We start from the raw sequence: 16623 nt of genomic DNA, 5'->3' as shown, positions 1-16623 counted from the left end.
GCACAAAAAAGGAGGGCCGAAGCCCTCCCTTTTTCTATAAAGCCGGTTTAAACCGTTTTACGTCCAACAGTGAAGGATTCAGGACGACGAACACCTCCATCACAATCTTGGAATACACGAAGGATCAAGCCATCAGAAGCGGCCTTGGTAGATGTATCCACTTTAAGATCCAACACACCCCAAAGCGCGATCATCAACTGACTCCAATCACCAAACGCCCAAGTATCCGCAGGCATTTGGCCTGTTGCGTGTGCCATATAGCCGTTTACTTCATTGTTCTGCCATAGGCGCTCGCCAGTGCCATCAAACACTTGTTTGGTCTTAGCCGCACCACGCTGAACCGCATTGGTCAGATAAGCCATGTTCTGAATATCTGCATTGTAGGTAGCAATCTTTGTTTCCATGGAAACTGCAGAATTAAAGTCCATACCCCCTGCAGGGTAGGTCACCGCATTTGTACCCACTGCATTAAGGATACCTAACGGCTCTTTAACACCATCACCCAGCAGTAATGCCAGATCGATAGCAACGCCGATGCCCGTTATGAGGTCTTCACGGATCAAGTTTTCCACATTCAATGATGATTGCTTGCGTAGCTTACGCGTCACAGGAATTGCACCTGCAATACACTTAGGCGAAAGCGGTAGTGTGGTGAAATCAAAATCACTATCAGACACGTCTTCATCTTCAGACAACCAATAGAAGTTACCTGAAGAGGTCTTTTTAGGAATATCAACATCACCTACCAAGCCGCTCATAATTTTAGCGCCTAGCTGTGCCACCATCGCTTTATTACGCAGGACATCAATAAACTCATTGCCCATCAGCTCAGTGGCTACCAATTCACCGCCTTTGCCTGATGTTTGTTTTTCAAGCTGACGCTGAACCATGACCTCTGCAGGCATGAAGAAACCACGCGCTTCTTTGCCACTTGCATCAGCAATAGCCAAACTAACTTCACGCTCTAAACCAGCCTTGGACCAATCATTATTGGCTGCAGCGTTAATTGCACGCATCAATGAGTAATCACCTAGTTCTTTCTCATCAATACCAATTTCACGGGCTGAATGCAGACCGCCTTTGTCACCTTCTTTTTCATAAGTAGGTGGTGCAACAGGCTTAACACGCTCCATCACTAGCGCACGGAACTGATCAACCGTATGGCCACCGGACACAGATTCTTGAGCTAAGGAACGCTGACCGAATTGACGACCAATTTCATTGATCTCCATGATTCGTTTACGCTCACCTGCAGCAATATCTTCTGCACTTGGACCTTGCGGCTCAGCACCGGAACGCTGTGAACCCTCTGCACCAGCAGCTGGCGCTTTTACTTCTTCCTTCTTTTCTGGCTTAGCCATTTTTTCACTCCTGATAGTGATATTGCTTACTGCATGAGAGCGACCAACACCCACCGTTGGATCTGCCGCAACTGATACAAAACTGATTTCATAGGGCTCCCAGTCCGTGACGCGGTAAACCTCACCGCTTTCATCTTGAGACTGAAGAACCATTTCAAAAATTTGATACCCAACCGAAACATTCCGGCGAATACCATCCACAACGTCTTGCCAAACGGGTTCAGCACTTTCATTGCGGGAAAAACGCACCCGTGCCCGCAATCGCCCGCTTTCTAACCAGGCGTCTTCAACAACGCCGATCTGCTCCCAGCGACTATGCATTTCTAGTAAAGGGGCCCCTGCCTTCATTCGGCCTAAGCGCACTGCATTTGGAGAGTGATCCAAAATCTCTTCACCAAACCAGCGAGGGACGGGGTATTCACTAGACGCTGCAATTTCTACTGTTCGCGTTTCTTCATTGATGGAGTCAGAAACCACAGCTAATTCACGCTGCAGCTCTTGCCCTTCAATCTCCCTCAGAACCGCTAGGTTGCTCGTCTTCACTTTCTTGCTCATCGCCTTCCGACTCCGAATTCTGCTCTGTTTCATTCAACAGCCCGCGACCTTGCAGCAGCTGCTCTTCCCACTCAAATTCATCAAATACTTCTTCAGGGTCTTCACCGGCCTCCCTGATAAATGATGAGCGTGTTCGCGTTCTGTTATTGATGTCTTCGGTGTGAGCCTTTGAATCATTTTTAGGATCAACCCATCCCCAGCCCCGCGGTTGAAAAGACGGTTGGCAGATGTGATCAAACTCCAACATGGAGAATGGAAGCGCCTGCGTTAACAGCGACATTCGCATCCAATTTCTGTTGATTCGCTCTTCTAACTCTTCAATGACAAAGAACTGCAAAACCTTGTACATATCCCTTTCATCCAGCTCACCGGATCGAAGGGAGCTGAAATTCACACCTTCCAAGTCATTTGCAAGCCGGTTATAAGAGACACCCCACGCAGAGGAAACGCCCCGAACCGCATCCTTTAAAAAGGCCCCAAAGTTAGCCCCTGCACGGTCTGCTTTACGATCATTAAAACGAACGCCATAAGGTAAAAGGTGATAACTTCCGGCCTCTACTTCATGGACAATTTCGCCTTGATCATTCTTCGGCGCGTCTTCAAATGCTTCTGGATCTTGCTCAAAAAAACCGCCTGATTTGGCGGTTTCTTCTGCACTGGTTAACTCTGCTTTTCGGTATTCCCCTATGTGGTACAACTCCACCATTCCGGCGTGTGTCCAGGGGATGCCCCTTGTTTGATGGGGCCGCCACGGTATGAACGTGTGGATAATCTCTTCTGCAGGAACCCTTTCATATTCATTGCCCTGCCAGCTGTATGTGCTATCCCCTGGATGATTCACCAAAAGATGATAAGCAACGGGCTTTTCCCACTGATCAAGCTCCACACTCATGCGGATTCGATTGCCGTTTTTAAGGTCTGTGTTGTAGTTAAGATCAAGCCGGTCACATTCAAGGATCTGGACCGAGTAGCCCCATTCGTTATCATGGCCGAAGTGCTCACGCACCAAGACCTCACCATCACGCGCAAGCGTTTCAATCCAGAGCTGTTTGAACGTTACGTGGTGATAACGCCCCGTAACATCAAATGACCCTTTTTTGCAGAAGCGTTTCCAGCTTTCTTCAATGGTTTTGTTTCTTAGGCGGTCCGGCTTCCCATCCGGTAGCTTTACTCGGCTTTGAAACTTCATCCCCCGTGGCCCAATTACGTTATTTTTCAACAGGGTGTAATAACGTTTTGCATAAGGCTGGTTAACTGACTGCTCACGCGCATATTGAACCAAAGCCCCAAGATCGCGGTATATATCCTGATCTGCACTTTGGCTTGAAGCACGGCCTGACCATCCAAGCCTTAAGCGGTCACTTTTTGCTGCTTCAAAGGCTCTAGCCATTCCAGTTTTTTCAGATGGGCCGACATATCGATGCCACGCCCAATTGATCAACCGCTGAGCAACGCTAGGCTGTTTATTCATCGCATTCTCACTTTTATTAACCGTTGACGTTCGGGCACGATTCCAGCCTGCTCTTGCTCCCGTCTATATTCTCGACGGTAGCGATCGCGCAGTTTAATTAGTTCAGGTATGGGAATTCTTTCAATCTGCATACCGTCAATTTGATACGCTTGCTGATCTTTGGTTGCCCGTTTTTCAAGCGTTGCCTGAATAGCTTGAAGCATCTTCTTTGCATGGCTTTGGGAATCATGTGAGCCCTGCACCAAATCAGGCAGAACAATCAAGCGGCCTGTAGCAAGGGTGATACGTTCATCACCTCGCTTAACAAAGCAGCTGTAAATATATTCACCTGATGTCCATGCTGCAGACTTTGATGCACCAACCGATACAGTGAAAACTTCAGCTTCACCACTTGCTTCAAGGTCAATTTCTGACGCACCCCGCAGGGCATAACCAAGCACCCAACCATCAGCTGAAGAATAGCCCGATGCGGTGCGACTCCAACTAACGCTATCACCTGCCTGAATCGTTTTAGGTTCACTCATCGTCTTATTTTCTTCTTAACTTTGAATCGTTGATTTTCGCTCGCTGGCGGTTCAGGTTGCGGCTTATCTTCGCGATCTTCTTTGGCCGTTATGATTTTGGCCTGCTTAACACCAGCCCTTGGCTTGACGCCTGCATAGTCTTTATTTTCAGGATGCTCATCGATGTGCTCTATAAAGTCAGAGTCATACACCGCACCGCCTAGCAAATCACCTTGAAGCAACTCAGCTTCACGGTCATCCCATGCATAGCTTGGTATGTGGATTCTGAGCACTCGCCCCGCATGAGTGGCATACACAATGCCATCCCACGCCTCCACGTTTGCCCCTGATTTACGGGTCCAAATAAGTTTGCCTTGATGCTTACGCGATGGAATTTTGCTTTCACCCGTAATCTGAGCATAAAAGTCAGGGCGGATATCATCAGGCCAATGCATTCGCCCCGGACCTGAGCCAGTTAACTTCATACGCCCACTGATCAAATCCTTTGCCCGGTTTACACCAATCATCCAGATCCTTAACCCCCACTTGGCAGCCTTGGTCTTTCCGTTGATATCAACCTTTTTGGGAATTTTGACTATCTCAGCATCAATATCATTTGAGCCTTTAATAGCCATCAGCTTTGGACCTATGCCGCCCTTACGAGTACGGACATAGTTATAAACCGCGTCTTGAGTATTACCGTCACCAGAGTCAATACCGGCTGCAGCAATACGAATAGGAGCCCCGCTTTCATGGCGATAGACACCATTCAAAGCCCTATCCAGTTCAAACCAACACGGATCATTTATGTCGTTTACGCTGGTTTGAGCATGAATCTCACCCCAGTAAACTATCCATGATTCTTCACCACGGCCCCATGCCATCAACACAACAGCCAATCGATCAGGCTGCACATCAATACCGGCAGTCATCACCAAGCCACTATTAGGAACTTGTAAAACAGGGTATTGCTCAGCCCGTTCCTTTAGGGTTTCTGCATCAGGTGAGCCGTCTTTATATTCATAGGCTTCACCTAATGTTGTATTGGTGAAGTGAATCATCTTGCCTTCATCACCTTGCTTAAGGCGATGTGTAGCAACTAGATATTTGATAGCCAATAATTCAAATTTAGAACCGGGAAAAGGTGAATACAGCTCATTGATATAGAACCCTGCAACACCTTTCGTTTCTTTCTCTGCTCGCCATTCACCACTTTTAACATTGATGTTCTTTTGGCGATCATCCCACTCCCCACCACAATGCGGACACGCATAAAATGCACGCTCCGGCACACAACAACCATAGGTTTCATGGTTGGCTTCAGGGTCTTCAGGAATAACAACGCAACCCCATGACAAAACATGGTAATCACCGCACTCATGGCACGGCACCCAGAACTTGCGTTGATCGCTATTTTTATAGGCTTCCTCTACTCTGGAAAAACCTTTGATGGTTGGCGTTCCACCAAAAATCAATTTACTGTCTTCAAACGTTTTTAATCGGTCACGCAAATGCTCAACCGAATCACCTTGTCCTTGCACATCACCCGCACAATCATCTGGCTCTTCGACACAGCCAACCGGAACTGACCAACTCTTTACGTTATCCGGGGAGTTAGAACCCACCAATGCAAGAAAACCATCACCGGGAAATTCCTTATAATCACGCGTATTCTCTGACGATCTAGATGTTAGATTTACAAGATCAGCCAGAACAGGCGTTGCCTTGATCATTGGGGTAAATTTGGTTCGTAAATACTTATTAATTGAACTGTCTTTAGGCATCAACATCAGGATCGGACACGGATCTAAATGTATCCGCTTGCCTAAATAGTTATTCCAAACACCATCGGTCCACGCCACCTGCGAAGACTTAACACCAACCACTTCACGAATAGTCGGATCATCCAACGCGTCCAACATACCTGGAACCCAAGGCGTTAAGTCAGAGCTGTATTTACCCGGCTTGGCAGAGGTGCCTTTTGCTAACCAACGATATTCGTTGGCCCAATCTGTACTCGACATTTCAGGCGGTGGAATAAACGCCTCCAACGCCCTATCAACTACTACATTCAGATTGCTTATTAATTTTTGATAAAGCGGTGAGGATGTTTCGAGAATGCTCATTCAATACCCCCACATCAATCTGCACGTCATACAGCGAATCCAAATCAGCCTTTAACGAACGGTTACCGCTTAACATCGTGCTTCGGATCGTTGTCGCAATCCCTGCCAACAACTTTTCTGTTTCTTCAGATGGAACCAACTGCTCAATCTCTTTCGCTATTACTATTTCCTCCTTATCACCTCGCAACCGATCAAGCCGATCCTTCGGTGATTCAGAGGATTTCCCCATCTCTCGACGGAGCAACCAAGCGAATACCTTTTCCGTGTCATATATATTTTCACGACCACGCCCTCCCTTCTCCTCTATAGGAAAGGAAGGATCTTTCTGAAAAGCTGTAAAACTTTTCTCTGACCAAGGAAAAAGCTCAGCCAGCTGCTTCTTATTGACCAGAGACACATTAAAAAACCTTTATAACCAACAATTTAACTAAGGAAGGAAGTCCTAAGAAATTCTCAAATCTGGGAGAAATCCGCGAGCAGCTGCCCCGTATGATTCAGATCCCTAGGGAGGACCCAAAAGCCTGCGAAAGCCACCGCATCACCGAACCGCGAGCACAAAAAAGGGCGAGGTTTCCCCCGCCCAAGCTCTGCACTAGCACCCACCAATAAATCATCTAAGTCTCAGGAACTTTCAGTGCCTCAGCCTCACCACCTTCATCAACTACATACTCACTCAATGCTATTGCTAATGAGTCAGTCTCAGAACAAATACCCTCCGGCGGATAGTCCGGCCACAACGAACGCACCAGCGTTAACAGCAACACTCTTGCTGTCTGATCACCTTCAACACAATACTGATGTCGATAATCAGCAACCTGATGAATCACACCCAAAGTAATTTGAGTGCCATCACCAAACTGATAACCATCAGCTAACTCTTCAGGTTTGTTACAACCCGTCATTGCAACACAGACCGCAACAGCCGCTGCAGCCAATAAGACCTTGAACTTACCCATCGCTCACCTCGCTTAATCGTTTCCAGAATTCCTCTCGCTCAGACTCAGAACGTAGAGGGTAGATATATCGCCCCTTATAGCGCATCCAAACCACGCGCTCTTCACGGCCATCTAAATGCAACATGGGTTGAGGCGTGCCGTCATTCCCATTTGTATCCAGATACACACCAATGCCGCCCCACCAGTCACAACCCATTGCAACCAATAACGCATCACGGATATCACATTGCGGGAATACATCACCCGCATCAGAAAGCCGCTCAATTGCATAATGTCGGCTTCCTTTCCTTCCACCCTGCCTATACCAGCCAGCAACAACGCTTGAGGGCTGTACCTGCTTACCCAACCGCTTCCTGTACTCGCTAAGGCCAAGAACCAAATCAGACTCAACGTGATTAAGAACATCGCCGGGAAACTCCCCGCGACTAAAGTAATCAACAAGGGAGAAATCCAAATCACTTGCAGGCATTACCACCGTTTCCATTCCCATATTTTGTTTTCCACCACATCACAAATAAATCAATCAGCTTCGTATTTGCCCAGCCTGCGCCACCTGCTACCGCCCCAGCAACCTCAACTGAATAACCCAACCCAACAGCTAACAACGCAGCCAGATACCCAACAAACACCGCAAATCCTAAGTGGATCAAATAGCCCACCAAAGACCAAACCCGCTTACCTTTTTTAACCGAATACAAATAATCAAAGGTTGCGCCAACCACCGCCAGCAGCCCGGCTGGCATTAAATTAACCATGCTCTCCAACAAACTGCTTTCACCGTTCGGCATCCCTTCCAACCCTCAAATTACAAACATAAAAAAACCCGGCACAAAGGCCGGGTTCAAAACTCAATTAATCACAAATTGCAGACACAAAAAAACCGGAGCCCATACGGATTCCGGTTTGATTTACTTACAAATTTTGCAAGATAGCTGAACTCTACCCCCTCAGCGCACCATGCGTCAACAGCCCATCACGCATATTGACAAATAAACTCACCCATATTCACGGAATCCCGTGCATTTACTGGGTTTCAACTGCACAAATATTTTTTGATGAACCTTAGCAACCCGCTCATTAAACGCCCGCGCCTTAACACAAACTCGCTCAGCACGCTCGGCCATCGACAGCGACAACTCAAGATATTGCAAACTCACAACCTGCCGCTCACCCTCTTCCAAACCCATCACAATCCGATCTACATCATAAATATCATCAGGCATCGACCCTGCCGCCGGGTTAGTCCCCCGAATACTCTCCCCCATGTTCTCCATAATCGAATACAGCGGCGACCGTCCGCAAACCATTCCATCACTTCGGCCCTCACTCAACACCCACTCACCCCACGCCCTCAACCGACGATCAACCAACGCTATCATCGTAGGTCTAACACGCTTACGCCTAGCCTTTCTCAAATCCTGCTTAGTCAAATCAACCGCCGCCAAACGATCAACCTGCTCCTGCACACTCACATTCTCCATGCCTGATATCTCCATACCAACGCTAATTATTTACAACCGGTACACGCCCCTGGCGCCCCCAGTATTCAACAGATCTTAGAAACCTATGCTCCCACCCCTCCTGAGTATCAACCCCTTCTGCACCTAACTGATAACGCACAAACTCTTGCCTGATCGCCTCCCTGTCCAACTGATTAACTTTATCCCAACACAAATTCATCATTGCACATGACTCAGAGAACTCATCCTCATCAAACACACCCCACTCCATATACATTGGAAACTTTTTATTCACAGCCCCCACAGAGAGAGAGTTATTACTCGGATACTCGGATGTGTGGCGTTTATCATGCACCTGCATTGTGGCGGATATATGCCGCGAATCCCTCGCCGCCACTACACCTCCCCGTGGCGCTTTACCCGTGGCGGTATTGTGGCGGTATTCCAAAGGACGGACTAAATCACACGCGGCCAAAGGCAAAAAATACTCAACAGGTACCCGTTGAGTTTTATCATGCAACGCACGAATCAAACCCGCATCCTCAAGCCTTTTCAGCAACCGCTTTATCTGATCTCTAGACAAAGCAACCCGGTTATCCATACGCCCACGCTTAGGAATAACCTCCAATTGCTCCTGCATTTGCTGATAGCTCAACCGCCGAGTACGGCCAACAATCCCCGTTGAATAATCCATCCAACGCCTCAACACCCGGATATACAGCAACTGAGCCGAATGAGGCAAAGCACACTCATCGTCAGCAAAACTATCTAACTCTTCATCTGTCAGAAAAACACCAGGCATTACTACTCCTGTACAGCAGCCCAATAGCCGCTATAATCAATCCCGTTTTGATAGGCCTCTCACTCCATGCCGAGCAAGGCCTATCACTACACGCCCCTTTTCTACGCCAATAGAAAGGGGCACCCATCCCTCACATAAAGCCACAGCATTGCGCGCTCACGCAGCCAACACCTCTCTTTGAGTCTTATATGGGTTATTAGCTTTCGCTATTGCTGCCATCGGAGGAGGGCTTACACTGTTGCCGCACATAAAGACCTGCTGAGTCTTTGTGAATTTTCGCCCGTCATGACCATGTGTAATGATGTAGTTTGGTGGAAATCCTTGCGCAGCGTACAACTCATGCGGCTGTAGCATTCTCATGAGGATATCGACAATCACAAAAGGGGCGCCTCTGATAAACACAGTGACAAGAGCAAGCCGGTCCTTGGTTGTAATAGTGTTTACAGGCTTATCAAGACTGTCTGCATTTGTACCACTACCATAGTAGCGACTTAGAAAAGCCGCACATCTTAGAGCGCCATCTTCATCTTCTCGGGAAAGCTTCAATTCCACCAAAGCCGTCTTACCGCAACCTTGAGTCATGATTGTTGGTGCTGGCTTATCAACTGCCTGACCCGTGTTTGAACTAAATTGCCGAGATAAGAAAGCCGTTACCAGCTGCTGCTGACTATCGGTGTTAGTAATGGTTGTAACTGGGTCACTCATTGATTTTGAGTGAGTAGTATTAAATCCACCATTAGCCTGAGCAAGAAACGCAGTCGCAAGTGCAAATCTATTTTCTGTTGTCTGCGTGCGCAGCGGATCGCCAATAGAATGCGCCCTATTGCCTTTTTTCTCACCACCATAAAAAGGAGTGAGCACCGGAGCAACAATAGAGAACGCGCCGCCTTTAGGCCAAGCGGTAATAGTATTTAAAGGCCGATCAATTGCGTGAATACTTTCTTGACTCCAGTTAGCTATAGGCACAATAAAAGGCTCGCCTCTCCCCAAAACTTCGGCCTTAATACCTTTAGCGAAACGCTTCAGAGTTGCATCAGCTAGAGGCTTTTTTCTACCAAATATACTTTTTCCCGGAATGCTCCAATCAATACATTCAGCGGCCGTCCTGTATGCCTTCTTTGTTTTAGATGGCTTAGCCGCGTGAGTTGGGGCAGGCCATTCGATAGCCTGCCCATCGCAGCGAGCAATAAGAAACAAACGCTCTCTACTTGTCGGCGCGCCATAGTCACACGCTTTTAATAAACGATGCTCTACTGTGTAACCAAGATCCTCAAGAGTGCTAATAAACTTATTCCACGTTTGTCCTCTACGCTTTGGATCGGGAACAAGGTGTTGATTATTGCGTGGGACGCTTTCACCTGGCTCAGCCACACGGTTTGCCTTTTTGCCTGTCTTTGGACATTCAATGACCTCTAGCGTCACTACTCGGCCAGTGCTTTTACAGCGCTTAGCAATGAGCGGGCCCCATTGACGAATCTGCTTAACGTTCTCAAGACTGATAACGCGAGGCCTTCCAATTCCCGCCCATTTATTAACGACCCATGAGAGGTTGCGTATTTCTTTTTTACGCGGCTGACCGCCTGCAGCTTGGCTATGATGAGTGCAATCCGGCGAAGCATGAAACCACCCGATATTGCGGCCTTTAAGCACCGTAACAGGATCAACCTCCCACACATCAGTTTTCAAATGCAAGCACCCCGGATGATTTGCCTCATGCATGCTAATAGCTGCAGGGTTGTGATTTATTGCAAGATGAACAGGCCTTTCTAATCCAATCTCTAGGCCCGTACTCGCACCACCGCCACCTGCGAAGATATCAACATTAATTTCATGATCGAACTCTTCCAAAGGAAGACCATACTGCGTTAAAAAATGCGCGTTAATTGCATTCATATCTGCACCTTTCCTGAATAATCACAAACCAAATTAAGAATTATTCCTATATCCATACTCAACCACTGCCTGTAAATTCCCTACCAAGAGAACGGGGAATGAAATTCCCAACCAGGCCAAGGACGGCCGCTCTGTGCCACCCTTCGGGGTGGCAACTTAACCCCTCACAAACCGCGAGCACTTAACCACCTTCACCCGCTCGACCTTATCCACCTGAATCACCCGGCACCGCCTAAAATCAATATCCGAGCAATTCCGGTCCCGATACACACAAACCGCACACATCCCGCCTTTAGGAATACATTGAAACTCAGCCATCACTACACCCGCACCCAAACAACAGCCCCTTTCGGATGTTTATAAGGCACCGGTTTTTCATACCGCCTAGCACCACTCAAAACCCAAGGCACATGCCACTTATCAAGCAACTCCAAATCACCAATTTTATGAAGCTGATAGCCATACCCGATGTTGAAATTCTTAATCGACTCACCAACACCATCCAAACAGCACTCACCAACAATCAACCCCGAACCCTGCTCAATTAAACCAATCTGCCCCCTTACGCTGGTTGACCGACTGCGCATCTCCCACGACTTCTGGCCGTTTAAAATCAAATCAATCCACGGCTTACGAACGACCAATGCTCGCTCAATAGCCATCACCCCACCCCTCTCACAAGCACAGCATTTACAGCCGCCTCACGATCAATCAACAATACATCCTGCAACAGAGCCTCATCCAACCGCTGCATAGACGGCATCAAATGCTTAAACGCCTTTCGGGCCACCTCAACATCAGGGCACAACACACAAACCTGCCCAACACCCGGCACCTCAACCGTAAGCGCCTTACTCTCAGCACCCACAACCGGATAAGAAACAACAAACTCACTAACCGGAAAATCCGTTGCCTGCCTCCCCATCACACAGCCCTCTCAAAACACTCACCCACACCATAAACAGCAGGATCAAAGGGCAACGCCGAACGCAACCAATCATCAACGTTGTAACGCGAATGCCACTCAAGCCCATAATGATTAGCCTCGTTATGCAACCGACCACGCACCCGCTCATAAGAAACACCTGTACGCTCAAACCCCGGTCGAATAACCTCAACCAGCACACCCAAATCAGCTACAAAATCAGCAAAATCCAACCGTTCAGCATCACTAAACACCACCAACTCAGGCAGCGGCTCACCCTTTTCTAAAGACTCAGCCACAACCAACTCAAGTTCACGCCTTGCACGCTTAACCAACAAATCAGGCCCAAATAAAAGCTCAAGCCTAACCACCACATCTCGCATTAAATCCGAAGCAGAAAGCCCAAAAGCAGGCATAACATCATCAACCAAATCGTCATTACACAAAGACGCCGGGTTCAACAAAACCTCTCCAGCCAAACAACGCTCCAACTCATCACCAAAACGCTGATACATCAAACGCGTAACGTGATCATATAATTGCGAAGGAGACGCCAACCAAAGCGGATCAACCACATCACGCTCCTCGCCCCACCAATCTGCTCAAACGTCAAACCAAACAACTCACGGGTAGCCACAACCAAATCAGCATTACCAAACGCCGCCAACAAAAAACGCCTAACCGGCGAATAAAACTCACGGCAATAGCTATTTTCAGTAACCTCAACAACCACATCAGCAACGCAAGATTTGCCCACCCCGCGCCCTCCAACCAGACCTATAACCTTCATTTTCAATCCCTCAAATAATGAAATTTACCCAGCAACAAACTGATCAGCCGTTTGACGAATAAGCTGCATATCTCGCTGCAAGTCGTGAATCTTTTGCCGTACCCGCGCCATCTCATCAGCATCAAGCTCACCATCCGCCAACCCCTTCACCAACTCATCAATCACTGCAGACGCAGAAATCATCAATCTAGATCCACGCTCCAGCACACCCAAATCACCCTGAACCTCAGGCAACTCATCGCGGAAGTTCCACGCAGCCCCAACCGGCTCACAAACTGCAGTCAAAATACGCGGGTCTTGCGTACCATCTAAAATCAACTCAAAATCCCGAAGCGTAGGGCTAGCCGTCTCATCACGCAGATTAATCTTTTGACCAAAATACGCAGCCGACCCCACACCCAAATCAGCACAAAAAGAAGGCAACCCCGCCCCGTTTCGGTAATCATGCACCGCGTGGTACAAAGCCTGACGTATGGTCAAGACCCCACCATGATCCTTATGTCTTTTCTTAGCTGTCATTTCCCAAAACCTCTTTACCTACCCTGCACAATTTTAGATACACGCATGTTTCGACTAAGCCGCCGATACATTAGAGTTGCCACTTATTGATGGAAAAAGTCTCTCGACCGAAACATCAAGCACCCTTGCATAATGCAAAGCTTGATAAACATCAGGAGTCCGCACTCCAACCTCATGATTGGAAACCGCCGACTGCCTTAACGGCGGATCAAACGAACGACCCAACTCCGCCTGAGACAAACTTTTTAGCTTTCTAAACTCAGCTATTTTATTCATAGGGCATATAAAAACACACAACGTGTTTTACGGTCAACACATTTCGTGTTTTATAACATAACACATAGCGTGATAAGATTAGATTTATGAATTTTGGCGAAAAGATTAAATCAGCGAGAACCGAGGCAGCGCTCACACAGGAGCAGCTGGGTATTAAGTGTGGCTGGACAACAGGCAACCCCCAAAGCAGAATCGGTAATTACGAAAAAGACGTAAGAAGCCCCTCAGCATCCGATATTGCAGTAATCGCTAAAGCGCTAAACAAAAACATCCTATTCTTCTACGGCCAAGAAGCCCTCACACACGCCTCAGCCGAAGAAAGCCAACCCTCATACGAATCACGCAACAAGCTATCAGCTGCTCAGATAGAGCTGCTTCGAGAAGTCATTTTACAAACAGAAAAGATCAGCCTAGAAGAAGGCCTAAAACTGAACGCAGAACAACGCGCAAAAATGATAGCTGCAGGCTTTGCCGCATACACAGCAGAAAACCTAACAGCCAAAGACATATCAAACTCAAGAGAAGCCGCACTCGCCTCCCTATACACCGCTATTTAACCCCCCACCGCTTCGCCCAGGCACTCTCCTGCGCACGCAACTCCATTGCTAGGCGAACATACTCATCATCCGGCACACCCGTTAGAGCAGACAGACCAATCCTAGCCCTCAACAAACCCTCAGCCTCAACCATCCTCTGATGGGCAGTACCAATATCAACCACACCCTCATTCCGTACAACCTCAAACATACAACTGTCCCTGTCTAACTAACAGATCAAGCAGGTACACAACCCGTCTGATACAAAGCAGAATTAATACCCGAACACACGTTCAGACCGAACCCCGAAATATACCCAACAACCGCATTAAAACACCAACAACAGACGCACTACAGATACCAAATGCCAACAAAGGTCGCTTTAAAACAACCTTTCTTGCAAGCAACACCACAAACACATTAAAAACAAACAGTGAAAAACAAAAGCATTCGACTCAAACAAGCGAGAATAGCGACAGGGAAAACACAGTCAGAAGTGGCAAAAGCATTACATATCGCCGTTTCAACATACAAAGGCTGGGAAGCCGACAAAGAACCGCGCACATTAGACACTGCAGCGAAGTTATGCGGTGAGCTGAACATCACGCTTGATTATTATGTGACAGGACGAGAGAGAAAACAGGGGCTGCTAAAACAAGAATATCAACTGATAATGAAACTAAGAAAAATGCCATCCTCAATAAGAAAGACCATATGCACACTAATAAAAAACATCCAATAAAAAAACCCGCAAAAGCGGGCTTTTTAAAAATGTTAGTAATCAATGACTAAGAGTTTGGCTTTCCAAGCCTGCCTGAATCTGCATAAAGGCATTAACAGCCCCCGCATCATCAGCACGCACTGCATTTATACCCAGGCTATTTAAATCACTTCTGATCCGCTTTAAATACCCACCAACCAAATCATTGTCAGCTTTATCAGCCAAGCAAGGATCAGCCATACTTACAAGCAACATCTCTGGGTCAATAACATTAGCATCAACCAAACTTCTTAGCTTCACATACCACTGATCAGCACTTTCAACGACACCCTTCTTTGCTTTTTGATCAAAAGCCAAAGGCTTGATCGCCCCTAATGGATTAACAGATTCCCCACGAACAAAAGGAAAATTCGCCTCATGCAAACCATCTGTCAGCTTACTTTGCTTAAACGCTTTCTGAAGATCAAAGCGCTGCAAAGTGTCTCTTAAACGCGTCACCATATGCTGTTCACGATGAGTACGAGTGATAAACTTCCGCTGAACATGGTGATCATAAAGACCATTCAATGCATCGTCCATGTCCTCTGTAAGCAATACAGCCATATCAGAGAAACGAAGTATTGAACCCTTCTCCCTCATAAGATCACCAAACACCTGCTTAGCCAAATCCACCGGGGTATCTACGTCCACAAAACGCTGGAAGCGGCCCAACTCTGCGTTAAGGTGATCTATTGTTCCTTTATAAACTGCAGGGTCCATAGCATCAAAAAAGCTGGTAATACGACCGAAGCGCTTCGGAGCAAGCTTAAATTTCAGATCACGGCTCGCAGGACAAAACAAAGCCACACCAATATTGGCGAACTCTCCCGTTTCATCGTAAGGCGCAAACCTTATTATTTTGTACTGGCATGCATATTTACTCATGACAGCAACCCCCAAAAACAATCTTGTTTATAATTCCCCAGCCTTTGAGAAATCTTCTTTAAATACCCATCAGGATCAGGTAGAGATTCTAACCACTCAGCCGGTATTAGATCAAACACTTCATCCAAAATAATTAGCGCAGCATCAAAGCGAACCGCATAATCAGCCTGCTCAGGCAATTGCACTGGAAGCTCTTTAAGCACCCCCGCAAAAACATGCATCTGCCTAAAATCTACCTCATTGAACCCATCATCAAACGCCAAATTATGGTCAATAACCATAAGCTCTTTGCCAGGCAAAGTAACTAACAAATTAGGATTACCATCAAGCTCAGTTAACGATCGATCTTCATTCCGAACCCACGCATCAAAAACAATTAAATCCCTACGCAACTCAGGAGCAAAAATCCCCACATCCGAAAGCGTAATCTTCTCACAAGGCACAACCGAAGCAGAACCAAATAGATACTCATATTGTAGATCAAATGCCCAATCCGGCGAAACAACATCCTTCAGCAACTCATCCATTCGAAGCACTTCGAAATCCGGTACCGGAAGCCCAAATGCACGCGCCAAGTGTGCACACACCAGCTCATTAATAAGCCCTACCGCTAATGTGTTCGAGCCCTTCGCATAAAAAGAGCGCCCACCCGCCGTACAAACAAAAGGCATAACCATACCCTTGTCTTCACTCAAACGCCCTTCAATGGAGGTTATTTCTTCAATCAACAGCATTTACCTCAAGAATAAACAACAGCACGAATCACTTGGCAACAACCGCCATTTAAAAATCCCAGCGCCATCCA

At 47.2% G+C, this 16623-nt stretch carries 22 protein-coding genes; 2 read left to right on the top strand and 20 right to left on the bottom strand.

Annotated elements, in window-relative coordinates; genetic code table 11:
• Positions 1 to 47: 47 nt before the first annotated feature.
• The 17 genes from B4K11_RS14540 to B4K11_RS18630 all read right to left on the bottom strand — a co-directional run bounded on the left by B4K11_RS14540 (position 48) and on the right by B4K11_RS18630 (position 13637).
• On the bottom strand, positions 48 to 1916 hold the full coding sequence (locus B4K11_RS14540) for a phage major capsid protein (RefSeq protein ID WP_292953532.1): 1869 nt from the start codon (positions 1914 to 1916) through the stop codon (positions 48 to 50).
• Positions 1867 to 3387, bottom strand: a complete 1521-nt coding sequence (locus B4K11_RS14535) for a phage portal protein (protein ID WP_292953535.1) — start codon at positions 3385 to 3387, stop codon at positions 1867 to 1869. The genes B4K11_RS14540 and B4K11_RS14535 overlap by 50 nt, the downstream gene beginning before the upstream one ends.
• A complete protein-coding gene (locus tag B4K11_RS14530) occupies positions 3384 to 3911 on the bottom strand; it encodes a hypothetical protein (RefSeq protein WP_292953538.1) in 528 nt (175 codons plus the stop codon). Before B4K11_RS14530 ends, B4K11_RS14535 begins: the two co-directional genes overlap by 4 nt.
• Positions 3908 to 6016, bottom strand: coding sequence for a phage terminase large subunit family protein (locus B4K11_RS14525; RefSeq protein WP_292953541.1), 2109 nt, complete (start codon positions 6014 to 6016; stop codon positions 3908 to 3910). Before B4K11_RS14525 ends, B4K11_RS14530 begins: the two co-directional genes overlap by 4 nt.
• Positions 5949 to 6413: a terminase small subunit gene (locus B4K11_RS14520; protein WP_292953545.1), complete on the bottom strand. Its 465-nt coding sequence runs from the start codon at positions 6411 to 6413 to the stop codon at positions 5949 to 5951. The genes B4K11_RS14525 and B4K11_RS14520 overlap by 68 nt, the downstream gene beginning before the upstream one ends.
• Before the next feature lie 217 nt (positions 6414 to 6630).
• On the bottom strand, positions 6631 to 6972 hold the full coding sequence (locus tag B4K11_RS14515; RefSeq protein ID WP_292953548.1) for a hypothetical protein: 342 nt from the start codon (positions 6970 to 6972) through the stop codon (positions 6631 to 6633).
• A complete protein-coding gene (locus B4K11_RS14510; RefSeq protein WP_292953551.1) occupies positions 6965 to 7462 on the bottom strand; it encodes a hypothetical protein in 498 nt (165 codons plus the stop codon). The genes B4K11_RS14515 and B4K11_RS14510 overlap by 8 nt, the downstream gene beginning before the upstream one ends.
• Positions 7428 to 7760 (bottom strand): phage holin family protein, encoded by a 333-nt coding sequence (locus B4K11_RS14505; protein ID WP_292953554.1) that lies wholly within the window; start codon positions 7758 to 7760, stop codon positions 7428 to 7430. Before B4K11_RS14505 ends, B4K11_RS14510 begins: the two co-directional genes overlap by 35 nt.
• Before the next feature lie 207 nt (positions 7761 to 7967).
• Positions 7968 to 8453, bottom strand: a complete 486-nt coding sequence (locus B4K11_RS14500; RefSeq protein WP_292953557.1) for a hypothetical protein — start codon at positions 8451 to 8453, stop codon at positions 7968 to 7970.
• Between the two features lie 22 nt (positions 8454 to 8475).
• Positions 8476 to 9234 (bottom strand): hypothetical protein, encoded by a 759-nt coding sequence (locus B4K11_RS14495; protein ID WP_292953560.1) that lies wholly within the window; start codon positions 9232 to 9234, stop codon positions 8476 to 8478.
• Between the two features lie 156 nt (positions 9235 to 9390).
• On the bottom strand, positions 9391 to 11127 hold the full coding sequence (locus tag B4K11_RS14490; RefSeq protein WP_292953563.1) for a DNA cytosine methyltransferase: 1737 nt from the start codon (positions 11125 to 11127) through the stop codon (positions 9391 to 9393).
• Between the two features lie 320 nt (positions 11128 to 11447).
• Positions 11448 to 11789, bottom strand: a complete 342-nt coding sequence (locus B4K11_RS14485; RefSeq protein ID WP_292953566.1) for an ASCH domain-containing protein — start codon at positions 11787 to 11789, stop codon at positions 11448 to 11450.
• Positions 11789 to 12052 (bottom strand): hypothetical protein, encoded by a 264-nt coding sequence (locus B4K11_RS14480; protein ID WP_292953569.1) that lies wholly within the window; start codon positions 12050 to 12052, stop codon positions 11789 to 11791. The genes B4K11_RS14485 and B4K11_RS14480 overlap by 1 nt, the downstream gene beginning before the upstream one ends.
• On the bottom strand, positions 12052 to 12627 hold the full coding sequence (locus B4K11_RS14475; protein WP_292953572.1) for a hypothetical protein: 576 nt from the start codon (positions 12625 to 12627) through the stop codon (positions 12052 to 12054). The genes B4K11_RS14480 and B4K11_RS14475 overlap by 1 nt, the downstream gene beginning before the upstream one ends.
• Positions 12567 to 12842 (bottom strand): hypothetical protein, encoded by a 276-nt coding sequence (locus tag B4K11_RS14470; RefSeq protein WP_292953575.1) that lies wholly within the window; start codon positions 12840 to 12842, stop codon positions 12567 to 12569. Before B4K11_RS14470 ends, B4K11_RS14475 begins: the two co-directional genes overlap by 61 nt.
• Positions 12843 to 12866: 24 nt before the next feature.
• Entirely contained in the window at positions 12867 to 13361 is a 495-nt protein-coding gene (locus B4K11_RS14465; RefSeq protein WP_292953578.1) for a phage regulatory CII family protein, read from the bottom strand.
• Positions 13362 to 13415: 54 nt separating this feature from the next.
• Positions 13416 to 13637 (bottom strand): helix-turn-helix transcriptional regulator, encoded by a 222-nt coding sequence (locus tag B4K11_RS18630; protein ID WP_414689241.1) that lies wholly within the window; start codon positions 13635 to 13637, stop codon positions 13416 to 13418.
• A gap of 86 nt (positions 13638 to 13723) precedes the next feature.
• Here B4K11_RS18630 and B4K11_RS14460 point away from each other — a divergent pair, with 86 nt between their 5' ends.
• Positions 13724 to 14194: a helix-turn-helix domain-containing protein gene (locus B4K11_RS14460; protein WP_292959447.1), complete on the top strand. Its 471-nt coding sequence runs from the start codon at positions 13724 to 13726 to the stop codon at positions 14192 to 14194.
• Here the strand turns inward: B4K11_RS14460 and B4K11_RS14455 are convergent.
• Positions 14187 to 14384 carry a hypothetical protein gene (locus B4K11_RS14455; protein WP_292953584.1) on the bottom strand — a complete coding sequence of 66 codons (198 nt, stop codon included), beginning with the start codon at positions 14382 to 14384 and terminating at the stop codon, positions 14187 to 14189. The genes B4K11_RS14460 and B4K11_RS14455 overlap by 8 nt on opposite strands.
• A 222-nt stretch (positions 14385 to 14606) precedes the next feature.
• Here B4K11_RS14455 and B4K11_RS14450 point away from each other — a divergent pair, with 222 nt between their 5' ends.
• Positions 14607 to 14915 (top strand): helix-turn-helix domain-containing protein, encoded by a 309-nt coding sequence (locus tag B4K11_RS14450; RefSeq protein ID WP_292953587.1) that lies wholly within the window; start codon positions 14607 to 14609, stop codon positions 14913 to 14915.
• Positions 14916 to 14954: 39 nt separating this feature from the next.
• Here the strand turns inward: B4K11_RS14450 and B4K11_RS14445 are convergent, their stop codons facing one another.
• Together B4K11_RS14445 and B4K11_RS14440 are read right to left on the bottom strand one after the other, a co-directional pair.
• Complete coding sequence (locus tag B4K11_RS14445) at positions 14955 to 15818, bottom strand: DUF3037 domain-containing protein (RefSeq protein WP_292953590.1); 864 nt, start codon at positions 15816 to 15818, stop codon at positions 14955 to 14957.
• A complete protein-coding gene (locus B4K11_RS14440; RefSeq protein ID WP_292953593.1) occupies positions 15815 to 16546 on the bottom strand; it encodes a HipA family kinase in 732 nt (243 codons plus the stop codon). The genes B4K11_RS14445 and B4K11_RS14440 overlap by 4 nt, the downstream gene beginning before the upstream one ends.
• Positions 16547 to 16623 lie beyond the last annotated feature (77 nt).

The sequence above is a fragment of the Neptuniibacter sp. UBA6509 genome (assembly GCA_002435145.1).
GTDB lineage: Bacteria > Pseudomonadota > Gammaproteobacteria > Pseudomonadales > Balneatricaceae > Neptuniibacter.
Note: the sequence above shows the minus strand (reverse complement) of the source record. Positions and strands in the feature narration are given on the sequence as shown.